This is a genomic window from Rhodopseudomonas palustris (assembly GCF_003226555.1).
Classification (GTDB): Bacteria; Pseudomonadota; Alphaproteobacteria; order Rhizobiales; family Xanthobacteraceae; genus Rhodopseudomonas; species Rhodopseudomonas palustris_I.
Map to the genome: position 1 here is coordinate 332,735 of NZ_QKQS01000013.1, position 25,333 is coordinate 358,067.

The 25,333-nt window shown below is 63.3% G+C and carries 21 protein-coding genes and 1 pseudogene; 10 read left to right on the forward strand and 12 right to left on the reverse strand.

Annotation, left to right across the window (positions count from 1 at the left end; genetic code table 11):
• Position 1: 1 nt before the first annotated feature.
• The 6 genes and pseudogenes from DNX69_RS09260 to DNX69_RS09285 form a co-directional block, all read right to left on the reverse strand.
• Complete coding sequence (locus DNX69_RS09260; protein ID WP_110785708.1) at positions 2 to 1,210, reverse strand: IucA/IucC family protein; 1,209 nt, start codon at positions 1,208 to 1,210, stop codon at positions 2 to 4.
• Positions 1,211 to 1,415: 205 nt separating this feature from the next.
• A pseudogene (locus DNX69_RS09265) lies at positions 1,416 to 2,327 on the reverse strand (integrase core domain-containing protein); the annotation flags it as partial.
• 160 nt (positions 2,328 to 2,487) lie between these two features.
• A complete protein-coding gene (gene ppx / locus DNX69_RS09270) occupies positions 2,488 to 3,993 on the reverse strand; it encodes an exopolyphosphatase (protein WP_110785709.1) in 1,506 nt (501 codons plus the stop codon).
• Positions 3,994 to 4,005: 12 nt separating this feature from the next.
• Entirely contained in the window at positions 4,006 to 6,216 is a 2,211-nt protein-coding gene (locus DNX69_RS09275; protein ID WP_110785710.1) for an RNA degradosome polyphosphate kinase, read from the reverse strand.
• Positions 6,217 to 6,364: 148 nt separating this feature from the next.
• The gene (locus DNX69_RS09280) at positions 6,365 to 7,042 is read right to left on the reverse strand and encodes a chromosomal replication initiator DnaA (RefSeq protein ID WP_110786043.1); all 678 of its coding nucleotides are present in this window, start codon (positions 7,040 to 7,042) and stop codon (positions 6,365 to 6,367) included.
• 44 nt (positions 7,043 to 7,086) lie between these two features.
• Positions 7,087 to 7,632 carry a CDP-alcohol phosphatidyltransferase family protein gene (locus tag DNX69_RS09285; protein ID WP_110785711.1) on the reverse strand — a complete coding sequence of 182 codons (546 nt, stop codon included), beginning with the start codon at positions 7,630 to 7,632 and terminating at the stop codon, positions 7,087 to 7,089.
• 266 nt (positions 7,633 to 7,898) lie between these two features.
• Between DNX69_RS09285 and purM the strand changes: the two genes are divergently transcribed.
• Both purM and purN read left to right on the forward strand, forming a co-directional pair.
• On the forward strand, positions 7,899 to 8,972 hold the full coding sequence (gene purM / locus DNX69_RS09290) for a phosphoribosylformylglycinamidine cyclo-ligase (RefSeq protein WP_110785712.1): 1,074 nt from the start codon (positions 7,899 to 7,901) through the stop codon (positions 8,970 to 8,972).
• Positions 8,973 to 8,980: 8 nt separating this feature from the next.
• Positions 8,981 to 9,634: a phosphoribosylglycinamide formyltransferase gene (gene purN, locus DNX69_RS09295; protein ID WP_110785713.1), complete on the forward strand. Its 654-nt coding sequence runs from the start codon at positions 8,981 to 8,983 to the stop codon at positions 9,632 to 9,634.
• A 64-nt stretch (positions 9,635 to 9,698) separates the two neighbouring features.
• Here purN and DNX69_RS09300 read toward each other — a convergent pair whose 3' ends face one another.
• A complete protein-coding gene (locus DNX69_RS09300) occupies positions 9,699 to 9,902 on the reverse strand; it encodes a cold-shock protein (protein ID WP_110785714.1) in 204 nt (67 codons plus the stop codon).
• Between the two features lie 497 nt (positions 9,903 to 10,399).
• Here DNX69_RS09300 and DNX69_RS09305 point away from each other — a divergent pair, with 497 nt between their 5' ends.
• Complete coding sequence (locus DNX69_RS09305; protein WP_110785715.1) at positions 10,400 to 11,170, forward strand: Crp/Fnr family transcriptional regulator; 771 nt, start codon at positions 10,400 to 10,402, stop codon at positions 11,168 to 11,170.
• A gap of 78 nt (positions 11,171 to 11,248) precedes the next feature.
• On the opposite strand, the gene DNX69_RS09310 is transcribed toward DNX69_RS09305, so the two are convergent.
• Together DNX69_RS09310 and ndk are read right to left on the reverse strand one after the other, a co-directional pair.
• Positions 11,249 to 12,073 carry a TerC family protein gene (locus tag DNX69_RS09310; protein WP_110785716.1) on the reverse strand — a complete coding sequence of 275 codons (825 nt, stop codon included), beginning with the start codon at positions 12,071 to 12,073 and terminating at the stop codon, positions 11,249 to 11,251.
• Positions 12,074 to 12,147: 74 nt separating this feature from the next.
• Positions 12,148 to 12,570 (reverse strand): nucleoside-diphosphate kinase, encoded by a 423-nt coding sequence (gene ndk, locus DNX69_RS09315; protein WP_110785717.1) that lies wholly within the window; start codon positions 12,568 to 12,570, stop codon positions 12,148 to 12,150.
• A gap of 145 nt (positions 12,571 to 12,715) precedes the next feature.
• Between ndk and DNX69_RS09320 the strand changes: the two genes are divergently transcribed.
• Positions 12,716 to 14,593 carry an ABC-F family ATP-binding cassette domain-containing protein gene (locus DNX69_RS09320; RefSeq protein WP_110785718.1) on the forward strand — a complete coding sequence of 626 codons (1,878 nt, stop codon included), beginning with the start codon at positions 12,716 to 12,718 and terminating at the stop codon, positions 14,591 to 14,593.
• Between the two features lie 6 nt (positions 14,594 to 14,599).
• Here DNX69_RS09320 and DNX69_RS09325 read toward each other — a convergent pair whose 3' ends face one another.
• The 3 genes from DNX69_RS09325 to DNX69_RS09335 all read right to left on the reverse strand — a co-directional run bounded on the left by DNX69_RS09325 (position 14,600) and on the right by DNX69_RS09335 (position 17,213).
• Complete coding sequence (locus tag DNX69_RS09325; protein WP_110785719.1) at positions 14,600 to 15,136, reverse strand: hypothetical protein; 537 nt, start codon at positions 15,134 to 15,136, stop codon at positions 14,600 to 14,602.
• A gap of 111 nt (positions 15,137 to 15,247) precedes the next feature.
• On the reverse strand, positions 15,248 to 15,700 hold the full coding sequence (locus DNX69_RS09330; protein WP_110785720.1) for a DNA polymerase III subunit chi: 453 nt from the start codon (positions 15,698 to 15,700) through the stop codon (positions 15,248 to 15,250).
• A gap of 10 nt (positions 15,701 to 15,710) precedes the next feature.
• A complete protein-coding gene (locus DNX69_RS09335; protein ID WP_110785721.1) occupies positions 15,711 to 17,213 on the reverse strand; it encodes a leucyl aminopeptidase in 1,503 nt (500 codons plus the stop codon).
• Between the two features lie 413 nt (positions 17,214 to 17,626).
• Between DNX69_RS09335 and lptF the strand changes: the two genes are divergently transcribed.
• The 6 genes from lptF (at position 17,627) to rsmA (ending at position 25,324) form a co-directional block, all read left to right on the forward strand.
• Positions 17,627 to 18,793, forward strand: coding sequence for an LPS export ABC transporter permease LptF (gene lptF, locus DNX69_RS09340; protein ID WP_110785722.1), 1,167 nt, complete (start codon positions 17,627 to 17,629; stop codon positions 18,791 to 18,793).
• A 13-nt stretch (positions 18,794 to 18,806) separates the two neighbouring features.
• Positions 18,807 to 19,892 (forward strand): LPS export ABC transporter permease LptG, encoded by a 1,086-nt coding sequence (lptG, locus tag DNX69_RS09345; protein WP_110786044.1) that lies wholly within the window; start codon positions 18,807 to 18,809, stop codon positions 19,890 to 19,892.
• Positions 19,893 to 19,900: 8 nt separating this feature from the next.
• Entirely contained in the window at positions 19,901 to 22,399 is a 2,499-nt protein-coding gene (locus DNX69_RS09350; protein ID WP_165825234.1) for an LPS-assembly protein LptD, read from the forward strand.
• Positions 22,400 to 22,478: 79 nt separating this feature from the next.
• Positions 22,479 to 23,399, forward strand: coding sequence for a SurA N-terminal domain-containing protein (locus DNX69_RS09355; protein WP_110785724.1), 921 nt, complete (start codon positions 22,479 to 22,481; stop codon positions 23,397 to 23,399).
• A gap of 48 nt (positions 23,400 to 23,447) precedes the next feature.
• Positions 23,448 to 24,464: a 4-hydroxythreonine-4-phosphate dehydrogenase PdxA gene (gene pdxA, locus DNX69_RS09360; RefSeq protein ID WP_425327300.1), complete on the forward strand. Its 1,017-nt coding sequence runs from the start codon at positions 23,448 to 23,450 to the stop codon at positions 24,462 to 24,464.
• The gene (gene rsmA, locus DNX69_RS09365; RefSeq protein WP_110785725.1) at positions 24,461 to 25,324 is read left to right on the forward strand and encodes a 16S rRNA (adenine(1518)-N(6)/adenine(1519)-N(6))-dimethyltransferase RsmA; all 864 of its coding nucleotides are present in this window, start codon (positions 24,461 to 24,463) and stop codon (positions 25,322 to 25,324) included. Before pdxA ends, rsmA begins: the two co-directional genes overlap by 4 nt.
• Positions 25,325 to 25,333 lie beyond the last annotated feature (9 nt).

The following is a 25,333-nucleotide window of genomic DNA, read 5'->3' on the forward strand; positions in this document are numbered from 1 at the left end:
ACTATCTGAATCTAGGGGCCGAATTTGATCGATATTGACGAATTTGGCTCCCCTCATGGACAACAGGTTCATAATCGAACCACACTCCCTTCGGGAAGAAATCGTCGGGTAGACGCTTCATCTTGTCCTGTGAGTAGCCCCGAATCCGCCCTTCGATCACTGCAGTCGCCCTCTCTCCTGCGAGTTTTGCCCAGCAGTCAGTAAGTGGCCGAATCAGATATTCGCCGAGTTTAAAATCGAACATAAAGGAGTGCATAATTTGATAGTTGTAATCGGATTTCCGCAGGGTTTTGTATGTAAGTTCGGTAAAGCTCGGGCTCATACGGAAATGGTCCATAATCCCCAAGTCTTTATCGACCGATTCCATATCGCGCAATGCTACGGCGGCTGGAATAAGGTTGGAACCTAGGGCGTATATAACGTTTTGAGAATGGGCCTCTGGCTGAAGGCCGAGCACGATTATGATTTCGAAATAGAGATCAAGCAAAGGGCGTATATAGGATACGAAGAAGCACTCCGGATTCCGGAGATCTGTTGACCTCTCCATGATCGCATGCAAAAGAGGAATTTTACTACCATGCGCGGTCGCGAACAAGGAGAATGCCGGTATTAGCGGGAATTGTTGGACCGCCTCTACTCGTGCTTGACGCTCAACGAAGCCCCAGTCTGTAAGATCGCTATCATCGTCGAAATACGCTCCCGCGTACTCATGAAAAATCTGGATCTGCGGCGGAAGTAAGCGGCGATCTATCGCATCCTTTAGGCAGCGCGATATTTCGATCGCAGACATGACGTGCCTCCGTGTCATTCGGCGCGTGACACGGCCAATCAGGCGTTGATAAGCGAGCTTTACAAACAATGGGTCATTCGGCTGGTCAACGTAAAGTGTCCGAGGGCTCGACGTTGGGATCGCTTTTGCTTTGTGACATGCTTTAAGACCTGTCATTTCTTCGAAGGAGGCCGTCATGTCGGGGTGGACGGGGTACAGCTGATTTTCAATTTTAGAATCACTTCCTGCCCTATGTAGATTGACTTGATCGGCGGAGTACAAGGATAGATCGAAGCAAGGCACTGGATCACTTGGTCTATGACCGGGGCTCGTTGTATTGATTTCACTAAAGCCGCTGGGTGAGCCGTCGTTCAAATAGCGCTCGAGCTTTATGAAAGACTCTAAAGTGGGATGTAATCCTGAGAGCTTGTCCTCAATCATGCCGATCGTCCGCACTTAGCCGCACCACATCGCGCGATTTTATTATTTGGAAACGTCGGATAGATGATAGTTAGTTGTCAAGATATCACTCCGTCTAAAGCGGAAACTCGATGGTACCTTAACGGCGGTAAAGACCGCCGGCTTCTCGCCCTTTGTTTTTACAGAGAGGGTAATCGGCTGACAGTGCCGCGGTGAGCGGGCGGTGTCAGGCGGCTTTCTGGGTGGTTTGTTGTTCGGCTTTCTTGCTGTCCTTCTTTTGCTGTGACGTGGGCAGGCCATCGACGAAGGCGGTGGCGGGTGTGCGGCCGTTCATGCCCCGACCTTGATGGGGCCGGCGCTGATTGTACCCGACCAGATAGTCGTCGAGAACGGTCTGCATCTCGTCGACGGTTTCGAACCAGGTGCGACGGCCTTCGACCCGGAAGTGCTCGTCGAGCAGTGTGCGGTGCAGGCGCTCGACGATGCCATTGGACTGCGGCCGCTTCACCCGTGTGGTGCGATGGGCGATGTCCTTGAGCTGCAGGAACAGCTCGTAGGGGTGCTGGTCGGGGCGGCCGCAGAACTCCCGGCCATTGTCGGACAGCACGGTCTCGATTTTGGCGTCGTGCGCCTCGAAGGTCGGCAGCACGTCGTTGTTCATCAGATGCACCGCGGTGACCGGCAGTTTGCTGGTATACAGCCTGACCCATGCGAAGCGGCTGTGGCAGTCGATCGCGGTCTGCAGATAGATCTTGCCGACGCCCTTCAGCGAGCCGACGAAGAAGGTGTCGACGGCGACCAAACTGCCGGTGTGCGGGGCCTCGATGTGACGCTCGCGGAACTCCGGCGAGAACCGTTCGAGCAGCCGGGTCTGTTCTTCGGAGAGCTCGATCGTGCGCTCGGCGGTGGTCTTCTCCAGCCGCAGCAGGCGCTCGTGCTTGGTCAGCAGGCCATGGCGCTGCCAAACTCCGCGGACGCCGCCGGCGGAGACCTGCAGGCCCTTCAGCCGAAGCTCCTGCTCGACGCGCACCGCGCCGTGGCAGGGATGAACCAGAGCGTGGTCGAGCACGACGGCCTCGATCTCGGCCGAGACGCGGTTGGGATGCGGTCCCCTGGCGCCGGGTAGCCGGTCGATCAGCTCCGCCGATCGTCCGTTGCTCAACCGGCGCATCTGCGCCAATCTCAATCCGTGGCTCTGGCTTCAGCTGGATGAACGAATGGGGGCACAGCACCGGTCATGGCGCCCGGATAGGCCGGATCAATGGCCACCGGTATGATCCGATATCAGTTGCATACCTTCAGCGCAGCACGATCGTCCCTGAACGGCCGACCATCTTGGCGAGCTGCTTGAAGCGGCTGCCGACGCGGTCGGCGACCAGATCGACCAGCCTGTGCTCGAACACCAACATAAGCTTGCGCCCTTCGGTGCGGAAATGCGTGGCGGGCAGAACGCCCGGCCGTGCGGCGCTGATCAGATGGGCCACCCGGAATGCCGCGCCGAGTAGCCGAGCACGGTCGTTGAGCACGTCTGTCACCAATTCGCGCGCCGACAACGGCGGCTCGTTCTGCTCGCTGAAGCCAGCGTAGCGATAGTACACCGACAGGCCCATGAAGGCGCGGTCGCGGTGGGTGACGTCGCCGAAATTGGCGTTGGCGATCAGCGACAGCGTCTGCTCACCGCGATGATCCGGATGCACGCGCCAGCCGACGTCGGACATCAGGCAAGCTGCACGGCGCAGCCGCCGGTCCTCATCGGTTTCGCGCACCTTGGCGACGCGGAACAGCCGATCGGTCCACTCGATCAGTTCCTCGGCGTGACGCGCCGACCGCGACAGCAACAGGTTCAGATTCTGCGCGGCACACAGCAGCCCGTCCTTGGCACGCTGCTCGGGCGACAGCTGCTCGAACAGCAATCCTTCGCGCACACCGTAGGTCGAAAATACGATGGTCTTCGGCTTGGCAATGCGGATGACGTATTCGAGCACGAGCGCCGCGTAGACGAGCAGAGGCCGCCGGGCGTCGGCGACGATTTCGATATCGGCGAGCTGGTTGGCGGCAGCGAGGACGCGAAGCCGCTTCGCAAAGCGCAGCGCTTCGGCCGCAGGAAGCGAATAGCCGTGCATCACCTGGAGCGAGTAGCCGCTCTGAATGATGTGGAGACGGGCGAGCGCACGCCAGGTTCCGCCGACCGCATAGAACGCGCGGCCTCGGGCGGTCTTGAGCGGTCCCGCCTCGGACAGCAATTGCTGAGCGATCCGCTCGGCACGCTTGAGCGATTTCTGCGAGGCGTCCTGCAACGCCAGACTGCCGAGCGGCAGCGTGACGCCCTTCCGCACCGCATTGCCGCGGACGTCGATCAGTTCGAGCGAGCCGCCGCCGAGGTCGCCGACGACCCCGTTCGGCTTGTGCACTCCGGAGATCACGCCGAGCGCCGACAGCTTGGCTTCGCGTGGTCCCGACAGGATTTCGATGGTCACGCCGCAGATGCGTTCCGCCTCGGCGATGAAATCCGGACCGTTCTTGGCGTCGCGGCACGCGGCGGTCGCGATTGCGAAAACCTTGCCGACCTTCATCACCCGGATCAGCGCGCGGAACCGCTTCAGCGCCACCAGCGCTTTATTGACCGCATCGGTGGTCAACAGCCCTGTGGTCTGAACCTCGCGGCCGAGACCGCACAGCGCCTTCTCGTTGAAGACGGTCACCAGGCTGCGGGCCAGCGCCTCGTAGACGACGAGACGCACGGAGTTGGAGCCGATGTCGATGACGGCGACGCTGGGTTCGCGCCTGTGCGGCTGCTTGCTCAACGTCGTGGTCCCTTAGGAAGATTGCTGGGACTGCTGGCGCTCGGCCCGCCGGGTGAGCCGGCGGGGCGAGGATTCCTGGAGCGACTTCCCACGGCCGGACAGACTCGGATTGGTCATAAAGTAGTTGTGGACGTTGAAGGGCTCCTCACCCTTGGCCACCTTCATACGCGTCGACGATCCGTCCGGCAACAACCGCCAGCTCTGCTCGGTATCTTTCAGGTTCGCGACCATGATCTGCTCCAGCACCTGCTGATGCACGGTCGGGTTGAGCATCGGGCACAGCACCTCGACACGGCGATCCAGATTGCGCGGCATCAGATCGGCGGAGGAGATGTACACCGCCGCCTTGGCGCTGGGCAGGCCGTAGCCGTTGCCGAAGCAGTAGACGCGGCCGTGCTCGAGGAAGCGGCCGATGATCGACTTGACCCGGATATTGTCGGACAGGCCCGGCACACCCGGCCGCAAGCAGCAGATGCCGCGGACGATCAGTTCGACCGACACCCCTGCGCGCGAGGCTTCGTACAGCGCGTCGATGATCTCCGGATCGACCAGTGCATTCATCTTCAACCAGATCGCCGCCGGCTTGCCGTTGCGGGCGAAGTCGGTCTCGCCACGGATGTGCGCCAGCATGGTCTTGCGCAGCGTGATCGGCGACACCGCCATCTTCTCGATGTCGCTCGGCTCGGCGTAGCCGGTGATGTAGTTGAACACCCGCGCGGCGTCGCGACCGAGGATCGGGTCCGAGGTGAAGTACGACAGGTCGGTATAAATACGCGCCGTCACCGGATGGTAGTTGCCGGTGCCGGTGTGGATGTACGTCGTCAGGCTGCCGCCCTCGCGCCGCACCACCAGCGAAAGCTTGGCGTGGGTTTTCAGCTGCAGGAAGCCGTACACCACCTGCACGCCGGCGCGTTCCAGATCGCGCGCCCAGCGGATGTTGGCCTCCTCGTCGAACCGCGCCTTCAGCTCGACCAGCGCAGTGACCGACTTGCCGGCCTCCGCGGCTTCGGCCAGCGCGCGCACGATCGGCGAGTTGTTCGACGTGCGGTACAGCGTCTGTTTGATCGCGACGACGTCGGGATCGCGCGCCGCCTGCTGCAGGAATTGGACGACGACGTCGAACGATTCATACGGGTGGTGGACGATCAGGTCCTTCTGCCGGATCGCGGCGAAGATGTCGCCGCCATGGTCGCGCACCCGCTCCGGATGCCGCGGCACATAGGGCACGAATTCGAGATCGGGACGATCGACCCGGGTGAGCTGCGACAGCTCGTTCATCGCTAGCACACCGTCGACCAGGAACGCCTCGTCGTCGGCGGCCCCGAGCGCGCGCTGCACGAACATCCGCAGCTCTTCGGGCATCGCGGCGTCGACTTCGAGCCGGATCACCGATCCGCGCCGGCGCCGCTTCAGCGCGGTCTCGAACAGCCGGACTAGATCCTCGGCCTCTTCCTCGATTTCCAGCTCGCTGTCGCGGATGATCCGGAACGAGCCCTGCCCCTTGACGTGGTAACCGGGGAACAGCCGTCCGATGAACAGCGAGGTCGCCTGCTCCAGCGTCACGACCCGGACCGTCTGATCGCGCCCATTCCCGGGCAGACGGATGAAACGGTCGATCCGCGCCGGCATCCGGATCAACGCATTCATCGGCTTGCCGTCCGACACCCTCGCCAATTGCAGGCCAATGGTGAAGCCGAGGCTCGGGATGAACGGAAATGGATGCGCCGGATCGATCGCCAGCGGCGTCAGCAGCGGGAAGATGTTGTGGAGGAAGTGGTCCTCGATCCAGGTCCGCTCGGACTTGGTGACATCCTTGCCCTCCAGCAGCAGGATGCCGGAGTCGGCCAGCACGCCGCGCAGCTCGCGCCAGATGGACTGCTGGTCGGAGGCCAGCTTGGAGACGGCCTCATTGATCAGGGCAAGCTGTTCAGACGGCGTCAGGCCGTCCGGGCTGCGCTCGGTAATGCCTTCGCGAATCTGCGCCTTGATGCCGGCGACGCGGACCATGAAAAATTCGTCGAGGTTGTTCGCCGAAATGGACAGGAATCGCACCCGCTCCAGCACCGGATGGTGCGGATTGACCGATTCTTCGAGCACCCGACGGTTGAAGTGAAGCCATGACAGCTCGCGATTGATGAATCGCTCGGGGCCAGCGGCGACCATCGACGCCGGCTCGGTTTCGCCTTTTTTCTCTTCGATGGCAATCACTTGCTCGGAGTCCATGAGAACTGATCCAGACCAGGATGGGGCGCACCGCGGCCGCGGCGCCGCGAGACAATGCTGACGCTGCATGACGTTTCCATGACATTGAGAAACGACGCACGGAAACCGTCAAGCGACGCTCCGGCCGCCATATGCCGCAGGCCGGGTATCAATCGGCGCGGAGCAATTCCGAAGCGAGCGCCTTGGTCACGGGGCGGCCGAGGCGAAGCGCCATGGTGTCGAGCTGCTCCACCACCTGGCGGGCGGCGACGAACGAGCGGTCGATCCGGTTGGCAAGGTAGCCGACCAGGGCCGCATCGATGCACATCTGGCGGTCGGCGCAGAACTTGACGATCAGCGCCCGAAACAGCGCATCGTCGGGCGGCAGCAGCGACACCACCGGCACCGTCCGCAGCCGCGACCTCAGGTCTCGCAACTCGACGGGGAAAGCCGACGGCGCGATCCGGCCGGTGAACAGCACATAGGCTTCGTCTTCGCGGGCCATGTTCATGAGGTGGAACAGTGCCCGTTCGTCGAAGCTGCCCGGCGCAAGGTCCTCGACGACCAGCGCGCCGGTCGCCAGCGCACCGGGCACCGCAGCCGCATTCAACGCCTGTGCCGCGGTCGACCGCGCCCCGGCGAGCTCGGCCCAGATCGCCGCCAGATGGCTCTTGCCGCTGCCCTCGGGGCCCACCAGCATCATGATACGGTTGGGCCAGTCCGGCCAACTCTCGATCAAAGAGAGCGCCGCGGTGTTGGCCGAACCTTCCAGAAAATCCTCGCGCGACAGGCTTTCGGCATGCGGCAGGTCGAGGGCTAATTGTCGAGGTTCAACGCGAACTGGCACGGGGCGCTCCATGCCGGCCCGAAAAACGCGGCCGGCCGACGCGGTCAACGGCTGGGCTCGATCGTGCTCATATGCCGCATCCACTCGACGAGATAGAGGGAGACGGAAAGCAAGGTCAAGACGGTCACCGCGCCCATCAGGAACAGGTCGTAAGGCGCCGGCTCGAAGCCGAACGCCAGCGCTCCGAGCACCATCGCGGCGAACGCCACCTGGGCCACCGTGTTCAGCTTGGAAACCATCAGCGGCTTCATCGGGATCGGCTTGCCGAACACCCAGGAGATCAGCACCGCGCCGACGATCATGATGTCGCGCGACACCACCAGGATCACAAGCCAGCGCGGGATCGCCCCCCAGATGCCGAGCGAGACGTAGATCGAGACCAACAGCGCCTTATCGGCGAGCGGATCGAGCAGCGCCCCGAGCTCGCTAGCCATATTGAAGCGCTTGGCCAGAAATCCGTCGATCGCGTCGCTGACCCCGGCCACCACGAACACCGCGAAGGCGACTGCCATCTCATTGGACGCGATCGCCCAGACGATCACCGGCACCAACAGGATGCGGCACAGCGTAATGATGTTTGGAATGCTCACGCAACGTTCCCGGCTTCCGGCCCAAATCCGACGAAAAACCTCGACTTTCGACGGTTGAGCGGGCTGGTTTTCTACATAGACCATGCTGGGTCCCCTTGCGAGCCATTGCACGCTGGCGGAATCCGACGTAACCACCCCAAAACATCGGCCGGGCGCGGACAAGCGGGACTTAGGTCTAGCGTCGTCGCGCCGGCGAAATCGACGGCGGGCTTCGCCCTGGCGACGTATGCCCGGGTGCCGCACAGCTTGAATTGGGAACACCGGGCATGACCGAGCGGAAGCACGGCCTCACCTACGCCGACTCCGGCGTCGACATCGATGCGGGCAACCGGCTCGTCGATCTGATCAAGCCGATGGTGCGGGCGACCGCACGGGCCGGCGCGGATTCCGAAATCGGCGGCTTCGGCGGCCTGTTCGACCTGAAGGCGGCCGGCTTCAAGGATCCGGTGCTGGTCGCGGCCACCGACGGCGTCGGCACCAAGATCAAGGTCGCGATCGACGCAGGCTTGCACGCCGGCATCGGCATCGACCTGGTGGCGATGTCGGTCAACGACCTCGTGGTGCAAGGCGCCGAGCCGCTGTTCTTTCTCGATTACTTCGCCTGCGGCAAGCTCGATCCGGAAGCTGCTGCCGAAATCGTCGCCGGCGTGGCGGAAGCCTGCCGCGAGTCCGGCTGCGCATTGATCGGCGGCGAAACCGCCGAAATGCCCGGTCTGTACAAGGACGGCGATTACGACCTCGCCGGCTTCGCGGTCGGCGCGGCCGAACGCGGCACGCTGCTGCCGTCGAAGGACATCGCCGAGGGCGATGCGGTGATCGGGCTGGCGTCGTCCGGCGTGCACTCCAACGGCTTCTCGCTGGTGCGCAAGATCGTCGAGAAGTCCGGCCTGCCCTATGACGCACCGGCGCCGTTCTCTCCGGTGATGACTCTCGGCGGTGCGCTGCTGGCCCCGACCAAACTCTATGTGAAGTCCTGCCTGCAGGCGATCCGCGACACCGGCGCGATCAAGGGCCTCGCCCACATCACCGGCGGCGGCTTCACCGAGAACATCCCGCGTGTGCTGCCGAAGCATCTCGGCGTCGGCATCGACCTGCCGCGAATTCCGGTGCTGCCGGTGTTCAAGTGGCTCGCCGAACAAGGCGAGATTGCCGAGCTCGAGCTGCTGCGCACCTTCAATTGCGGCATCGGCATGGTGGTCATCGTCAAGGCCGATGCGGTCGATCAGGTCATCGAGAGCCTGACCACGAGCGGCGAAAGCGTGCACCTGCTCGGTCAGGTGATTGCCGCCAAGGGCGACCAGCGCGTGGTCTATGACGGCCACCTCGACCTCGCCTCGTGAGCCATCCGATGAAACCTCGCGTTGCCATCCTGATTTCCGGACGCGGCTCCAACATGGCCGCGCTGATCGAAGCCGCGGCCGAGGACGGATTTCCAGCCGAAATCGCCGTGGTGATCTCGAACGTGGCGACTGCCGGCGGTTTGGCGATCGCCGAGCGCAGCGGCATCGCCACCGTGGTGATCGAAAGCAAACCGTTCGGCAAGGACCGCGCCGGCTTCGAAGCCAAGCTGCAGGCTGAACTCGACGCGCGCGGCATCGAGCTGATCTGCCTCGGCGGGTTCATGCGGCTGTTCACGGCCGAGTTCACACAGCGCTGGTACGGCCGGATGTTGAACATCCACCCCTCACTGCTGCCGTCGTTTCCCGGCCTCGACCCGCACGGCCAAGCGCTACGCGCAGGCGTGAAAATCTCCGGCGCAACGGTGCACTTCGTCACGCCCGATACCGACGCTGGTCCGATCGTCGTTCAAGGTGCGGTCCCCGTGCAGGACGACGACACGGCTGAGACGCTGGCCGCACGCGTGCTCGCCATCGAGCACCGGATCTATCCCGAAGCGCTGCGAATGCTGGCGGCAGGCGTGCTGCGGCTCGACGGCGATCTCTGCAAGTCGTCGTTGACGATTGGACCAGAGCGCACACTGATCGTGCCCGCGGCGGTGTAATCACTCCTCGAAGCTCCCCCGGATATTGCACCGGGGGCAGTCGAGTAACAGTGACCAGGTGAACTCAGGAGATCTTCAGGTTCTCCGCCGACGTCCGACCGCGATTTTCGACCAGCTCGTACTCGATCGCCTGGTTCTCATTGAGCGTGCTCAGCCCCGCGCGCTCGACCGCAGAAATGTGGACGAAGACATCCTTGTCACCAGTGGTGGGACGGATGAAACCATACCCCTTCGTGGGGTTGAACCATTTGACGGTGCCCTTTTGCATCGCCTGCCTCCCGATCTAGATACAAAAAAGACGCGGCCCGCTATCCACGGTGCCACGCCACAACGGCGAACCCAGAGCGTTGTTGTCGATTTCCCAGTCGCAAAACATGAAGCCAAAGGGCCAGATCCGATTGCACATCAATTGCAACACGATTTTTGTGGTATAGCAAGCCTCGCGCGAGCGACCAATCCACGTAGTACTTGGTGCCATTGATCAGTTCGAATGCAACGGCGCCTGCCCTTGCGGCACATGTTACTATTTGCGCCGCAACAGCATCGGAGCGCTGGAACATTCGTGGCAATGTGCTTCCAGTTTGCGCAAGTCCCCTCACTCAATCATGCTGCAGTGCAGAACGGCGCCACAGTTGCGGCGAGGATGCGACAATTTAGGACACATTGAACCGTGGTCACCCCGGCCTAGCTTCGGTAAGCTACCGTCTGAATCGGCATTGCCGGTTCCACGGCAGAAGCAACAATCACCAAGGAGCCGATGCGATTTTGGCCAACGATCTGCAAGCAAGCTCATCTCCGGTGCGAAATCGGGTTCTGACCCAACTCGCGCCCGACGATCTCGAAGCGCTCAAACCGCTGCTCCGGCCGGTCGAGTTTCGCGGCCGTGCCGTGTTGCAGGAAGCCAATCGGCGTGTCGAATACGTGCACTTCATCGAGGATGGACTCGTGTCCCACCTCTCCGGAACCCGCACCGACTTCGTCGAAACGGCCATGGTCGGCTATTTCGGCTATGTGGGCGTTCCGCTCGTGCTTGGAGCCGAGGTGTCGTCGCAACGATCCGTCGTGTGTATGCCTGGCACCGCGCTGCGGATCGAAGCCGATGATCTGGCACGGGTGATGGCCGATCGCCCGCAAATTCGCGAAGAGATGCTTCGCTACGTGCCGGCACTGATTGCACAGAACACCCAGAGCGTGCTGTGCGCAGCAAAGCATGAGATCAACCAGCGGCTGGCGCGCTGGCTGCTGCTGGCGAACGACCGCATTCAGAGCGACGTGCTGTACATTACGCACGAACTGCTCGCGGCCAGCATGGGCGTTCGTCGCGCCAGCATCACGAATGCGCTGTTGCAGCTCGAAGCCGACGGCGTGGTGGAAAAACGCCGTGGCGCGGTACGTATTGTCGATCGCCCGGCGCTCGAAAATCGCACCTGCGACTGCTACCACGTCGTGCGCGATGCTTATGATCGCTCCGTCGTCTCGGACTGCGACGGGCATCATCACGATGCAGGTCACGGCATGATCGCCGGAACCGCCTGACGAAAAGCGGCATCCAATCCGTCCAGTGCAGCGAGCCGCGATCGTAGCCCGCGGCACTGGACGTTCGCTTCCGCAACGTCAGGGCGCAAGCTGCTGTTCGGAGACCCGCCTCCGCCAAAGCGCGCCCGCGACCAGCACCAAGATCGCACCGACGATTGCGAACAGATACTCGCCGACGTTTCCGTTGCTGGACAGATGGGGGGACATCCCCATCGAGCCTAACAGCGTATCGAGCTCACTGCCGATCGGCGCGTCGAGCTTGTGGATCAACGGCAGTGCCACTGGATCCGTGGCGATCACCTGCCCGGCGATCCAGCCGAGCAGCGCCGCGCCGGCCCAGACCAGGATCGGCAACTTCTCGAGCACCATCAAGATCAGGGCGGCGCCCGCCACGATCAGCGGCACGCTGATTGCGAGGCCGAGGATCAACAGCGTAACGCGCCCGTCCGCAGCGGCCGCGACCGCAATCACGTTGTCGAGGCTCATGATGATGTCGGCGACGACAACGATCTGGACCGCGCGCAAGAGATGCGATGCGGCTTCGACGCTGTCTTCGTCTTCGGTTTCAGGAACCACCAGCTTGGCGGCGATCACCAGCAGCGCCAGTCCGCCGACCAGCTTGAGGTAAGGCCACTCCATCAGCGTGGCGACAATGCCGGTGAAGACGATCCGCAGCAGGACGGCCGCCCCGGCGCCGAGCACCATGCCCCACAGCCGATGATGCGGCTTGAGCCCGCGGCACGCGAGCGCGATCACCAGCGCGTTGTCGCCCGACAACAGCACGTTGATCCAGATGATCTTGCCGACGGAGATCCAGAATTCGGGCTGCTGAATGCCGCTCTTGAATTGCGCGACGATCGACCAGAAGGTCGCGGGGTCGAAGACGTGCAGCACCCAGTCCACGGTCTTTCCCCGATGTCGCCGGGGTCCCGCGGCCGCCGATGATCAGCGGCCGGGAACGTCCGACGTGGTAATGCTTAGCCGACGATTTCGTTGCCGGAGAAGAACTGGGCGATTTCGATCTTGGCGGTTTCCGCCGCATCCGAACCGTGCACCGAGTTCTCGCCGATCGACTTGGCGTGCGCCTTGCGGATGGTGCCGTCAGCCGCCTTCGACGGATCGGTCGCGCCCATCACGTCGCGGTACTTCGCGATCGCGCCCTCGCCTTCGAGCACCTGAACCACGACCGGGCCGGAGATCATGAAGTCGACCAGCTCACCAAAGAACGGGCGTTCCTTGTGCACCGCGTAGAAGGTCTCAGCCTGCTCGCGGGTCATGCGGATCCGCTTCTGAGCGACGATCCGCAGACCGGCCTTTTCGATCAGCGCATTGATCGCGCCGGTGATGTTGCGCTCGGTCGCATCGGGCTTGAGAATCGAGAAAGTCCGTTCGATCGCCATGGAATGTCCTTGAAAGCTAAGGGCGGGAGGGAGTTGCCGGGCTTATATCCACGCCGCCGCGCTCCGGCAAGCTGCGGGGCGCGATTCATCGAGCGCTCCCCGGTTGATCGGTTGCCTTTGCGGCCGGACCCAGCCAAAACGCGCCATGCTCACGCTTACCGAGATTTCGATCCGGCTCGCCGGACGACTGTTGATCGACCAGAGTTCGGTCCAGATCGCCCCCGGCGCACGCGTCGGTTTCATCGGCCGCAATGGCGCCGGTAAATCCACCCTGTTTCGCGCCATCCGCGGCGAGCTCGCGACCGAAACCGGCCGGATCACCCTGCCGCCGCGCTGGCAGATCGGCAGCCTTGCCCAGGAAGCGCCGAACGGCCCCGAGGCGCTGCTGGACGTCGTCCTGGCAGCCGATGTCGAGCGGGCCGCGCTGCTGCACGAAGCCGAGACTGCGCAGGACCCGCACCGCATCGCCGACATCCAGACCAGGCTGGTCGACATCGACGCTCACTCGGCGCCAGCGCGGGCCAGCGCCATTCTCAGCGGTCTCGGCTTCTCGGCCGCCGATCAGGCCCGCTCCTGCTCGGAGTTCTCCGGCGGCTGGCGGATGCGGGTGGCGCTCGCGGCGACGCTGTTCGCCGCGCCGGACCTTTTGCTGCTCGACGAGCCGACCAACTATCTCGACCTCGAAGGCACGATGTGGCTCGAGGACCATCTCGCCAACTATCCGCGCACCGTGATCGTGATCAGCCACGATCGCGACCTGCTCGACACTTCGGTCAACGAGATCCTGCATCTCGACCGCGGCCGTCTGGTGCATTTCCGCGGCAGCTACTCGGCCTATGCGGATTTCCGCGCCAACAAGCTGGCGCTCGACGCCAAGAACGCCAAGCGTGACGAAGCGCGGCGCAAACATCTGCAAGACTTCGTCGACCGCTTCAAGGCCAAGGCCACCAAGGCGCGGCAGGCACAATCGCGCGTCAAAATGCTGGAGAAGATGAAACCGATAGCGCCGCTGGTGGCGGACGACACGCCGGCTATCAACTTCCCGCCGCCCGAGAAGACGCTGTCGCCGCCGATCATTGCGGTCGACAACGTCGCGGTCGGCTACGATCCAAAACACCCGGTGCTCCGGCACGTCACGCTGCGGATCGATCCGGACGACCGCATCGCGCTGCTCGGCTCCAACGGCAACGGCAAGTCGACACTGGTCAAGCTGCTGGCGAACCGGCTGGCACCGTTCTCCGGATCGGTGACCCGCGCCGACAAGCTGTCGATCGCGTATTTCGCACAGCATCAGCTCGACGAGCTGAACGAAGACGGCTCGACCTACGACCACGTCCGCAAGCTGATGCCGGATGCGCCGGAGAGCAAGATCCGGGCGCGGGCCGGCGCCATGGGGTTCTCCGGCAAGGCGGCCGATACCCTGGTGAAAAGCCTGTCCGGCGGCGAGAAGGCGCGGCTGTTGCTCGGGCTCGCGACCTTCTTCGGCCCGAACATGATCATTCTCGACGAGCCGACCAACCACCTCGACATCGACAGCCGCGCGGCACTGGCCGAAGCCATCAACGACTTCCCCGGCGCGGTGATCATGGTGTCGCACGATCGCTATCTGATCGACGCCTGTGCTGATCGTTTGTGGGTGGTGGCCGACCACAAGGTGAAACCGTTCGACGGCGATCTCGACGAATATCGTCGCGCGGTTTTGTCCTCGCGAGGCGCGCGGAGCGCGCCGTCGGAAACCAAGGAGCGCAAGCCCGATGATGGCGCCGCCAAAGTATCGGGATCGCGTCCGAAGAAGACGGTGTCGCTGAAGCAGCAGATCACCGAAGCCGAAGCGGAAATCGATCGCATCACTGCGATCATCGACAAGATCGATGCCGCGCTGGCGATCCCCGATCTGTTTACCCGCGATCCAAAGCAGGCGGCGCAACTCGGCACCGCGCGCGCCAATGCACAAGCGGCACTGCAAGCTGCAGAGGAGAAATGGCTGGAAGCAAGCGCGGCGCAGGACGCCGCGCAGAGCTGAACGCGACTACCCCGAATGCGCGCTTCGCCGCTTCGCCCGCGTCGGCTTGCGCTCCGGCGCAGTCTCCTGGACCCGCTCGATCGAAGTCAGGCGGCCTGCGGTGAAGGTGTAGATGCCGGGACGCGGTCCGCGGTTATAGGTCAGAACCACCGAACGGTCGCCGCGCTCATTGTTCGAGAGGCTAACGTGATCCGGCGCCCCAATCCCGCGCGCGACGTCGCATTCGGTGTGGCCGAGCGCAACGGTTCCGCCTTGCGAGAGAGGTGCGACCTGACCATCCTGCGGGGCATTGGGGTCGCCCGGAGGGGGCGCCATACCCGAGCAGCGGCCATCGGCACTAATGAGATCGTCAGGAGTGATCGGCTTGTCCGGCGTGAGCGGCGGGGTTTCGATCGAGATATTCTTGATGAACACCCGACCCGAGCGTGAGAACCACTCCGCATCACGCGAGAGGAATTCCGGGGTCCCGGAACAGCCCGCCAACAACGGCGTCGCAACCGCGAGCGCAACGAACAATGGTCGGACGGAAAACTTCTGATACACGGTCGAACGCGCCCCAACAGACATCTTAAGCTCTTGTCCAATCATCGATTTACGGCGCCACCGTGACCACCTCCCAGATCCCCTGGAAAGTGGCGGCACCATCCACACCTCTTAGTCTCGCCGCTGCCAACGACCGGCCTCGTCGGCCTGCCAATAAGTGACGTCGAACGCACGCGCTTTGCACTGTTTCCAGGCGTCGCGAGCCAGCGCCACCGCTTCGTCGTCCTCGCCGTTAAACAGTAGGACAATTCTCTCGTAGCTGTCCGAATCCGCTGGTAGCGCAGCGTTGTCGACCAGGAACCGAACATGAGCCTCGTTCGGTCTGCCCTCACCCGCAATCAGTAGAATCGGCTGATGCGCCGCATCCGCCGCACGCCAAGTGGCATGCGGCAGAAACGAATCCTCACGATAGGTCCACAGGTGAGAATCGAGCGCATCAGCCCTTTCCTCCGAGGTCGACTGCACCACCACCCGCCAGCCGCGCGCGAGCGATTTCTCGAGCAGCGGCGGCAGCACCTGTTCGATGGTCCTGCCTTGCAGGTGGTAGAACAGCACTTCGGTCATCGCGGTGCTATTACTTCTTGGATTCGTAATACTCCGCCACGAGCTGATTGAGCAGCCGGACGCCGTAGCCCGAGCCCCAGCTCTGATTGATGTCGTTCTTCGGCGCCCCCATCGCGGTGCCGGCGATATCAAGATGTGCCCATGGCGTCCCGTCCACAAATCGCTGCAGGAATTGCGCCGCAGTGATCGAGCCGCCATTGCGCGAGCCGGTGTTCTTCATGTCGGCGAACTGGGAGTCGATCTGCTTGTCGTATTCCGGTCCGAGCGGCATGCGCCACACCTTCTCGCCGGTCGACTGGCCGACCGCGGTCAGACGTTCCGCAAGCTGATCGTTGTTGGAGAACAGGCCTGCGTAGTCGGTGCCGAGCGCGACCATGATGGCGCCGGTCAGCGTCGCCAGATCCACCATGAATTTCGGCTTGTGCTTCTGCGCCACGTACCAAAGCACGTCGGCCAGGACCAAGCGGCCTTCGGCATCGGTGTTGATGATTTCGATGGTCTGCCCCGACATCGAGGTGACGATGTCACCGGGGCGCTGGGCATTGCCGTCCGGCATGTTCTCGACGAGGCCGATCGCGCCGACGACATTGACCTTGGCCTTGCGGGCAGCGAGCGCATGCATCAGGCCGACGACACAGGCGGCGCCGCCCATGTCACCCTTCATGTCTTCCATGCTGGCCGACGGCTTGATCGAAATGCCGCCGGTGTCGAAGCAGACGCCCTTGCCGACGAAGGCCAGCGGCTGCTCGCTCTTCTTACCGCCGTTCCACCGCATGATCACAGTGCGGCCGGGATGCGCCGAGCCCTGCGACACGCCGAGCAGTGCGCCCATCTTGAGTTGGGTCATCGCCTTGACGTCGAGGATCTGCACCTCGACGCCGAGCTTCTTGAGCTGCGCCGCGCGCTTGGCGAACTCTTCCGGATACAGCACGTTCGGCGGCTCGTTGACGAGTTCGCGCGCCAGGATCACGCCGTCGACGACGTGGCTGTCCGGTGTGAAGGCCTTCTTCGCCGCAGCCGGATCCGCCACCGCAATCGACACGCTGGCGTTCAGCGCGCCGGCATCGTCGTCCTTCTTCTTGGTCTTGTAGCGATCGAACTTGTACGCCCGCAGCCGGATGCCTGACGCCAGCGTCCCCGCCTGCTCCGGCTGCATTGCTCCGCCGGGAAGATCCGCGATCACCGTGACGTCCGTATCCGCGGCGCCGATCTTGCCGGCGACCGTGCCACCGAGCTTCAGCAGGTCGTAATCCTTGATCGATCCGACCTTGCCGGTGCCGATCACGATCAGCCGCCCGGCCTTCAGCCCCTCCGGCGCAAGCAGATCCAAGGCCGAACCGGACTTGCCCTTGAACTGGCTGCTCGCGACGGCGCGCTTGACGGTCGCGACCGCCACGCCCAATGCCTTGGTCGCCGCCGAGCCGAACTTCAGCGCGTCGTCACAGAACACGATCAGCGTGCCGCGCGCGGGCGCAGAAAACGGGACGAAACCGACCTTGACGGCGTCGGGCATTGGCATTCCTCCAAAAAACGGGCTGTCGGCGAAAACGGTCCGGCAGGCGCGGGTCCAAAGCCGTTGTTTTGGAGCGTTGAGGCGTCAAGTCAAGACAACATCGCTAAGCTGCGCAGCTTTCACGGGAAAGTGGATTGCGTCCCGGCCGGCCAGCAGATTGGTGCACAGGCACAAGGCGCGGCGGGCGAGTCGGCGCTTGGTTTCATTGCGCGCGATCAGAATCTGTGGTCTTCCGGCCGCAGTCGGGGTCCGTTAACCATATCCCCAGTGCGCCGCGGCACGGCCATTTTGTTGACAGATCAGACAGATGGTAATGGCAACCTGGGACAAGGTCGGACCTTCCGCCCTGGGGAGGATTCATCATGAATCCGGGCGGCCGTTAGAACCGGATCCAAGGGGATCGTACTGAGGCGATGGGCTCCATCGACAGCTATATCTTCCGCACGACGCTGATTTCGTTTGCGGTGGTGATGGGTAGCCTGACGGGTGTGATCTGGATCACCCAGGCGCTGCGCGGCATCGATTTGATGACCAGCCAGGGCCAGACCATCGTCACGTTCCTCGGCCTGACCGGCCTCGCCGTCCCCGTGCTGGTGCTGGTGATCGCGCCGATCGCGTTGATGATCGCGGTGGCCCACACCCTGAGCCGGCTTGCGACCGATTCGGAAATCATCGTGATGAATGCCGCCGGACTGTCGCCGATCCGGCTGTTCCGACCGTTCTTCTACGCAACGCTGGTGGTGGCTGCGCTGGTGATCGTGATCGGCGCCTATATCGCGCCGGACGGTCTTCGCCGGATTGCACGCTGGGACAGCGAAATCACCGCCGACGTGCTCGCCAATGTGCTGCAACCCGGCCGCTTCGCGCAGCTCGAGCCCGGCCTGACGATCCGTGTCCGCGAGAGGCAGCCCGGAGGCATGCTGGTCGGGGTGTTTATCGACGACGCCCGAGACCCGAACGAGCGGGTCAGCATCATCGCCGATCACGGCACCGTCCTGAAGAACGAGAAAGGTTCTTTCCTGGTCTTGGAAGACGGCCATCTCGAGCGTTTCCAGACCGGCAAGCAGGAGCCGGCCCTGGTCGCCTTCAGCCGCTATGCATTCGACATGTCGAAATTCTCCCGCGCCCGCGACGTCTCCTACGGAATCCGCGAGCGATATCTGTGGGAATTGCTGTGGCCGCCGGCCAACGATCCGCTGCTGGCGCGCCTGCCGACCGAGTTCCGGTCGGAGATGCACGACCGCCTGCTCGCCCCGATCTACCCCTTCTTCTTTGCCACGGTGGCGTTCGCGTTTCTCGGCCTGGCCCGGACGACGCGGCAGAGTCGGACCTTCTCGATGATCGGTGCGGTGCTGGTCGCCTTCTTGGTGCGGCTGGCGGGGTTTGCGTTGTCGGTGATCGCCAACAAGACGCCCTACGTCGCGGGACTGCAATATCTGCTGCTGGCGGTCGCGATCGCGGCCTGCCTGTGGCTGATCAAGCGCAACGTCGTGATCGAACCGCCGGTGCGGCTGACCGAGGCGCTCAACAGCTTCAACGCCTCGCTGCTCCGGTTGATCCGGCGCCCGGCGGCGGCCTGATGCGGAGCGCATGATGGTCGTCAACACGCTCGGACGCTATTTCGCCCGCCGCTTTGTGATCGCCTCGCTCGGCGTCTTCTTCGGGCTGTTCGTGCTGCTGGTGTTCGTCGACTATATCGACCTGCTGCGTCGCGCCGGCGGCCTTGCCGTGTCGGCCTTCTATGTGGCGCAGGCGTCGTTCTGCCGGGTGCCGCAACTGCTGGAGCGGCTGCTGCCGTTCTGCATCCTGATCGGAGGCATGACCTGCTACCTGGCGCTGTCGCGCAGTCTCGAACTGGTGGTGGCGCGGGCCGCAGGACTTTCGGCCTGGGAGTTCATCTCGCCGGCATTGTGGAGCGCCATTGCGATCGGGATCTTCGCCACCGCGGTGTTCAATCCGCTGTCTGCGCACATGCAGGAGCGGGCCAAACAAATGGAAGCCGAAATGTTCGGCGAGAACACCGGGGGGCTGCAGGACGCCAACGGCTTTTGGATGAATCAGGTCAATGCCGATGGCCAGGCGATCATCAACGCCGCGCGCAGCCAACAGCAGGGCGCGGTCCTGACCGGCATCACCGTGTTTCGCTTCGAGCCGGATTTCCAGTTCAAGGACCGAATCGAGGCGCGCGAGGCCGTGCTGGAGCCAGGCCATTGGCTGCTGAAGAACGTGCGCCGTTATACGCTGGAAGGCGCTCCGGTCGATCAAGACACGCTCGAGTTGCCGACATCCCTCACCCTTGCGCAGGTTCGGAACAGCTTTGCCACGCCGGAAAGTGTGTCTTTTTGGCAACTTCCGTCCTACATCAAATCCTCGGAAAACTCCGGTTTCGCAACGGCGGGCTACCGCCTGCAGTATCACAAGCTGCTGGCAAAGCCGTTTTTGTTGGCCGCGATGGTCATGCTAGCTGCTTCTGTCAGCTTGCGATTCTTCCGTTTCGGCGGCGTGCAAAAGATGGTTTTGAGTGGCGTGGCGGCAGGCTTTCTGCTCTATATCCTGTCGAAAGTGACTGAGGACTTGAGCAAGGCTGAATTGATGCATCCGCTTGCTGCGGCGTGGTTGCCTGTGTGTGTGGGCGGTCTCGCTGGATTTTTGGCCCTGCTCTATCAGGAGGACGGATAGTGGCTGAGATGGCCGCCCTCCGTGGAAAGCTGTCGACCAAGCGTCGGCGCACCAAGGTGCGCCGCGAGCGTGTGGTCACGGCCGTATTGCTGACGCCGTTCGCCGTGCTCGCGCTTGCGGGCGGGATGCAGGCTGTCGCGATCGATTCCGCCTCCGCCCAGAGCTACAACTACAATCCGCGCCCTGCCCGGCCAAGGCCGCCGCCCGCGGCCAATAACGGCCAGATGCTGGTTCAGGCCACCGAGGTCAATTACGACTACAACAACAAGCGCGTCGCCGCGGTCGGCAACGTGCAGATGTACTACAACGGCACCACCGTCGAAGCCGATCGGCTGGTCTACGACCAGGACACCAAACGGCTGCGCGCGGAAGGAAACGTCCGCATGACCGATGCGGACGGCAAGATCACCTACGCCAACTTCCTCGATCTGTCGGACGATTATCGCGACGGCTTCGTCGACTCGCTGCGCGTCGACACCGCGCAGGACACCCGAATCGCCGCCTCGCGCGCAGACCGCACCGGCGGCAGCTACAACGTGTTTCAGAACGGCGTGTACACCGCCTGCGCGCCTTGCAAGGACGATCCGAAGAAGCCGCCGCTGTGGCAGGTCAAGGGCGCCCGGATCATCCACGACCAAACCGACAAGATGCTGTATTTCGAGGACGCCCGAATCGAGTTCTTCGGCGTCCCGCTGGCGTACATGCCGTATCTGTCGACGCCCGATCCGACGGTGAAGCGCAAGACCGGCTTCCTGATGCCGTTCTATAGCAGCAACACCACGTTCGGCTCCGGTTTCGAAATTCCGTTCTATTGGGCGCTGGCGCCCGACTACGACGTCACGCTGACGCCGCGCATCACCACCAAGCAGGGCCTGCTGATGCAGGGCGAGTTCCGGCAGCGGCTGCTGGACGGCGCCTACCAGATCCGCGCCTACGGCATCAACCAGTCCGATCCCGCCGCGTTCGGCAGCGGTCCTGGCAACCGCGACCTTCGCGGCGCCGTCGATACCCAGGGCCAGTTCGCCCTCAACGACAAGTGGGTATGGGGCTGGGAAGGCGTGCTGATGTCCGATCGCGCGTTCTTCCTCGACTATCGGCTTGCGCAGTATCGCGACAGCTGGGGCACGTTCCTCAACCAGACGACCGAGGCGACCTCGCAGATCTATCTGACCGGCGTCGGCAACCGGTCGTATTTCGACATTCGCGCGATCTATTATCTCGGCTGGGCCGCTGCGGACATTCAGGGCCAGATCCCGGTCATCCACCCGGTGCTCGACTATTCGAAGACGCTCGATCAGAACATCTTCGGCGGTGAGTTCAGCTACAAGTTCAACCTGACCAGCCTGAGCCGGCAGACCGCGCAGTTCGATCCGGTCACGACGATCGCGAACACCACCGGGCTGTGCCTCAACACCTCTGCCGACCCGGCGGCCCGACTGCCGTCGAGCTGTCTGTTGCGCGGCGTTCCCGGCACCTATACGCGGCTGACCGCGCAGGCCGACTGGCGGCGTTCGTTCACCGATCCCTATGGTCAGATCTGGACGCCGTTCGCTTCGCTGCGCGCCGATGCGATCGACGCTTCGATCTCGAACCAGCCGGGCGTGTCGAACTATCTGACCCCTGGCGATACTCAGACGATGCGGCTGATGCCGACCGTCGGCCTCGAATATCGCTACCCGTTCATCAACGTGCAGCCGTGGGGCACGACCACGATCGAGCCGATCGCGCAAGTGATCATCCGCCCGAACGAGTCCTACGCCGGCAAGCTGCCGAACGAAGACGCGCAGACCATGGTGTTCGACACCAGCAATCTGTTCAGCGTCGACAAGTTCTCCGGCTACGACCGCGTCGAAGGCGGTGGTCGCGCCAACGTCGGCATTCAGGCGACGACGCAGTTCGATCAGGGCGGCTCGATCAACGTGCTGTTCGGCCAGTCCTATCAGTTGTTCGGCCTGAATTCGTTTGCTGTCGCTGATGCAACAAACACCGGTCTCGACTCGGGCCTGGCCAAGCCGAAGTCCGACTATGTCGGCCGGGTATCGTACTCGCCGAACTCGACCTACAAGTTCACCACCCGCGCCCGCTTCAATGAAGCGACGTTCAACGTCGAGCGGTTCGAAGCCGAGGCCAGCGCCAGCTTCAATCGCTGGTCGGTGAGCATGATCTACGGCAACTACGCGGAGCAGCCGGATCTCGGCTTCCTGACTCGTCGCCAGGGCATTCTGGGAACCGGAACTTTCAAGCTTGCCTCCAATTGGGTGGTGTCCGGCGGCGCCCGTTGGGACCTTGAGGCCAACCGGATCAATCAGTATATCGTCGGGGCAGGCTACGTTGATGACTGCTTCGTGTTGGCGGTCAACTATGTGACCGGATATTCGTACGCCAACTACGGAACCACGCCGACGCTCACTCACTCCGTCATGCTGCAGCTCGGGCTGAGGACGATCGGCATGACAGCGATGCAGCAGAGTGTGTCTGGTGCATCGAGCGGCATGTTCAGCCAATAACGCGCGCTGCGCGGGCCTGAACTGTCTTTCCGGCGCGCGACGACCCAACATCCCTGCGGCTGTGAGGTAAACGCGACCTATGACGATCAAGCTCTTCCTTCGTATCCTCGGCTTGGCACTGTGCTGCGCGGTGGCAATCCCCGGTCTTGGAACGGTCGCGACGCGGGCGCAGTCGGTGGTCGTCATGGTGAACGGAGAACCGATCACCAGTTTCGACATCGAGCAGCGCGCGAAACTGAACCGGCTGTCTCACAAGAACGACACTCGGCAGCAGGTGCTGGATGATCTGATCGACGAGAAGGTCAAGATCAAGGAAGCCAAGAAGTACGGCGTCAATCCCACCGATTCAGACATCGACTCGTCTTTCGCTTCGATGGCATCACGGATGCGGATGACGCCCGCGCAAATGACGAAAATGCTGGCGGCTCAGGGAATTCGCCCCGACACGCTGAAGTCGCGCATCAAGGCCGAAATGGTCTGGAGCAGCTTGGTGCGTGGACGCTTCAAGGACAGTCTTCAGGTCAGCGAGCGCGAGATTCAGTCGCAGCTCAAGGGCAATGACGACTCCAAGGCGGTCGAAAGCTACGAGTATCAACTTCGGCCGATCGTGATGATCGTCTCGCGCGGCTCCGGATCGATCGATGCTCGCCGCAAGGAAGCTGAGCAGCTTCGTGGTCGGGTCTCGAGTTGCCAAGAGGCCGACCGACTGTTCAAGGCGCTACCGAATGCGGCGATCCGCGGAACCGTCGTCAAGACGTCCGCCGACCTACCTCAGGCCCTGCGCGACATCCTCGACAAGACCCCAGTCGGCCACCTCACTGCTCCTGAAGTGACCAAACAGGGAATTGAGATGGTGGCGTTGTGCGGACGCAAAGCGTCGACCGCGGACACCCCACGGAAGCGCGAGATCCGTGAGAAGATCTTCGCCGAGAAGTTCACGGCGAAGTCGAAGGAATATCTGCAGGAAGTCCGCAAGTCTGCGATGATCGAGCAGCGCTGATCGTCGGCGGAACTGCCTTTCGCATGCTGCGTCGGCGACGTGAAAACGATGTGGACCGAAATGGCAAAACCACTGGCGCTGACGCTAGGCGAGCCCGCGGGTATCGGCCCCGATATCACGCTGGCGGCTTGGCTACAGCGAAAGCGACACGATATCCCCCCGTTCTACGTCGTCGGTGACGCCGGCAGTGTCGCGCGCCGCGCTGCCGTGCTCGGTCTCGACGTCGCCATTGCCGAAATCCGCCCCCAGGATGCCGTATCGGCCTTCGCAGACGCCCTCCCGGTCGTCCCGACCGGATTGAAAGCAACGGCGGCGCCCGGCAGGCCGGACGGCTCCAGCGCCGCTTCGGCGGTCGCCTCGATCGAACAGGCCGTCGCCGACGTGAGTGAAGGCCGCGCGGCAGCGATCGTCACCAATCCGATCGCCAAGAGCGTGCTGTACCAGGCCGGCTTCCATTATCCGGGCCATACCGAATTTCTCGCCGAGTTGGCGAAGCGCGACGGCGTTGTGCCGCAGCCGGTGATGATGCTGTGGTGCCCGTCGCTCGCCGTGGTGCCGGTCACGATCCATGTGTCGCTGCGCGACGCAATCGCCCAGCTCAGCACCGAGCTGATCGTGTCCACCGCGCGGATCGTGGTGCAGGACCTGCGCAGCCGGTTTGGCATCGCGCAGCCGCGGCTGGCCCTCGCCGGCCTCAATCCGCACGCCGGCGAGGACGGCTCGCTCGGCCGCGAGGACAGGGCCATCGTCGCGCCCGCGGTGGAAATCCTGCGCGGCGAAGGCGTCGATGCGCGGGGTCCGCTGCCCGCCGACACCATGTTTCACGCCGCCGCCCGACACACCTACGACTGCGCGATCTGCATGTATCACGACCAGGCGCTGATCCCGATCAAGACAATCGCGTTCGACGAAGGTGTCAACGTCACGCTCGGCCTCCCCTTTGTCCGCACCTCGCCTGACCACGGCACCGCTTTCGACATTGCGGGCAGCGGACGAGCCAACCCGTCAAGCCTGATCGCCGCACTGAAGCTGGCCGCGCGAATGGCATCGGCCCAGACCACATGAGCGCGATCGACGATCTGCCGCCGCTGCGCGAGGTGATCCGGCGGCATGATCTCGCGGCCCGCAAGTCGCTGGGCCAAAACTTCCTGCTCGATCTCAATCTCACAGCACGGATCGCGCGGGCCGCCGGCCCGCTCGACGGCGTCACCGTGGTCGAGATCGGTCCCGGCCCTGGCGGCCTGACCCGGGCTCTGTTGGCAACTGGCGCCAAGCGCGTGATCGCGATCGAACGCGACGAGCGCGCACTCGGCGCGCTCGAAGAGATCGCCGCGCATTATCCCGGACGGCTGGAGATCGTCAGCGGCGACGCCATGGAATTCGATCCGCGTCCGCTGCTGAACGGCGAGCGCGCTCGGATCGTTGCCAACCTGCCCTACAACATCGCGACGCCGCTGCTGATCGGCTGGCTATGCGCCGAGCCCTGGCCGCCATGGTACGAGATGATGGTGCTGATGTTTCAGCGCGAGGTGGCGCAGCGCATCGTCGCCCAGCAGGATGACGACGCCTATGGCCGGCTCGCGGTGCTGGCCAACTGGCGTGCAGAGACGCAGATGCTGTTCGACATTTCGCCGTCTGCCTTCGTGCCGCCGCCGAAGGTGACCTCGTCGGTGGTACGCTTGGTACCCCGCGCGCACCCTGAACCTTGCGATCGCGCAGCCCTCGAACAAGTCGCAGCCGCGGCGTTCGGCCAGCGCCGCAAGATGCTGCGTCAGAGTCTCAAATCGCTCGGCGTCGATCCGGCACGGCTGACCGCCGCCGCCGGGATCGATCCGGCTCGGCGAGCCGAGACCGTGCCGATATCCGGGTTTGTTGCCATGGCGAATGAATTGGCCAATAGTCGCGCGATAAGAACACAAGCCTGAAAGGGAGAA

Bases quoted from the DNA above. Each gene is read 5' to 3' on its own strand.
- DNX69_RS09320 (WP_110785718.1), top strand. From the start codon at position 12,716: ATGCTCACGCTTACCGAGATTTCGATCCGGCTCGCCGGACGACTGTTG.
- DNX69_RS09355 (WP_110785724.1), top strand. From the start codon at position 22,479: ATGACGATCAAGCTCTTCCTTCGTATCCTCGGCTTGGCACTGTGCTGC.
- ndk (WP_110785717.1), bottom strand. From the start codon at position 12,570: ATGGCGATCGAACGGACTTTCTCGATTCTCAAGCCCGATGCGACCGAG.
- lptG (WP_110786044.1), top strand. From the start codon at position 18,807: ATGGTCGTCAACACGCTCGGACGCTATTTCGCCCGCCGCTTTGTGATC.
- DNX69_RS09300 (WP_110785714.1), bottom strand. From the start codon at position 9,902: ATGCAAAAGGGCACCGTCAAATGGTTCAACCCCACGAAGGGGTATGGT.
- DNX69_RS09335 (WP_110785721.1), bottom strand. From the start codon at position 17,213: ATGCCCGACGCCGTCAAGGTCGGTTTCGTCCCGTTTTCTGCGCCCGCG.
- DNX69_RS09350 (WP_165825234.1), top strand. From the start codon at position 19,901: ATGGCCGCCCTCCGTGGAAAGCTGTCGACCAAGCGTCGGCGCACCAAG.
- rsmA (WP_110785725.1), top strand. From the start codon at position 24,461: ATGAGCGCGATCGACGATCTGCCGCCGCTGCGCGAGGTGATCCGGCGG.
- DNX69_RS09260 (WP_110785708.1), bottom strand. From the start codon at position 1,210: ATGATTGAGGACAAGCTCTCAGGATTACATCCCACTTTAGAGTCTTTC.
- lptF (WP_110785722.1), top strand. From the start codon at position 17,627: ATGGGCTCCATCGACAGCTATATCTTCCGCACGACGCTGATTTCGTTT.
- DNX69_RS09330 (WP_110785720.1), bottom strand. From the start codon at position 15,700: ATGACCGAAGTGCTGTTCTACCACCTGCAAGGCAGGACCATCGAACAG.
- purN (WP_110785713.1), top strand. From the start codon at position 8,981: ATGAAACCTCGCGTTGCCATCCTGATTTCCGGACGCGGCTCCAACATG.
- pdxA (WP_425327300.1), top strand. From the start codon at position 23,448: ATGTGGACCGAAATGGCAAAACCACTGGCGCTGACGCTAGGCGAGCCC.
- purM (WP_110785712.1), top strand. From the start codon at position 7,899: ATGACCGAGCGGAAGCACGGCCTCACCTACGCCGACTCCGGCGTCGAC.
- DNX69_RS09275 (WP_110785710.1), bottom strand. From the start codon at position 6,216: ATGGACTCCGAGCAAGTGATTGCCATCGAAGAGAAAAAAGGCGAAACC.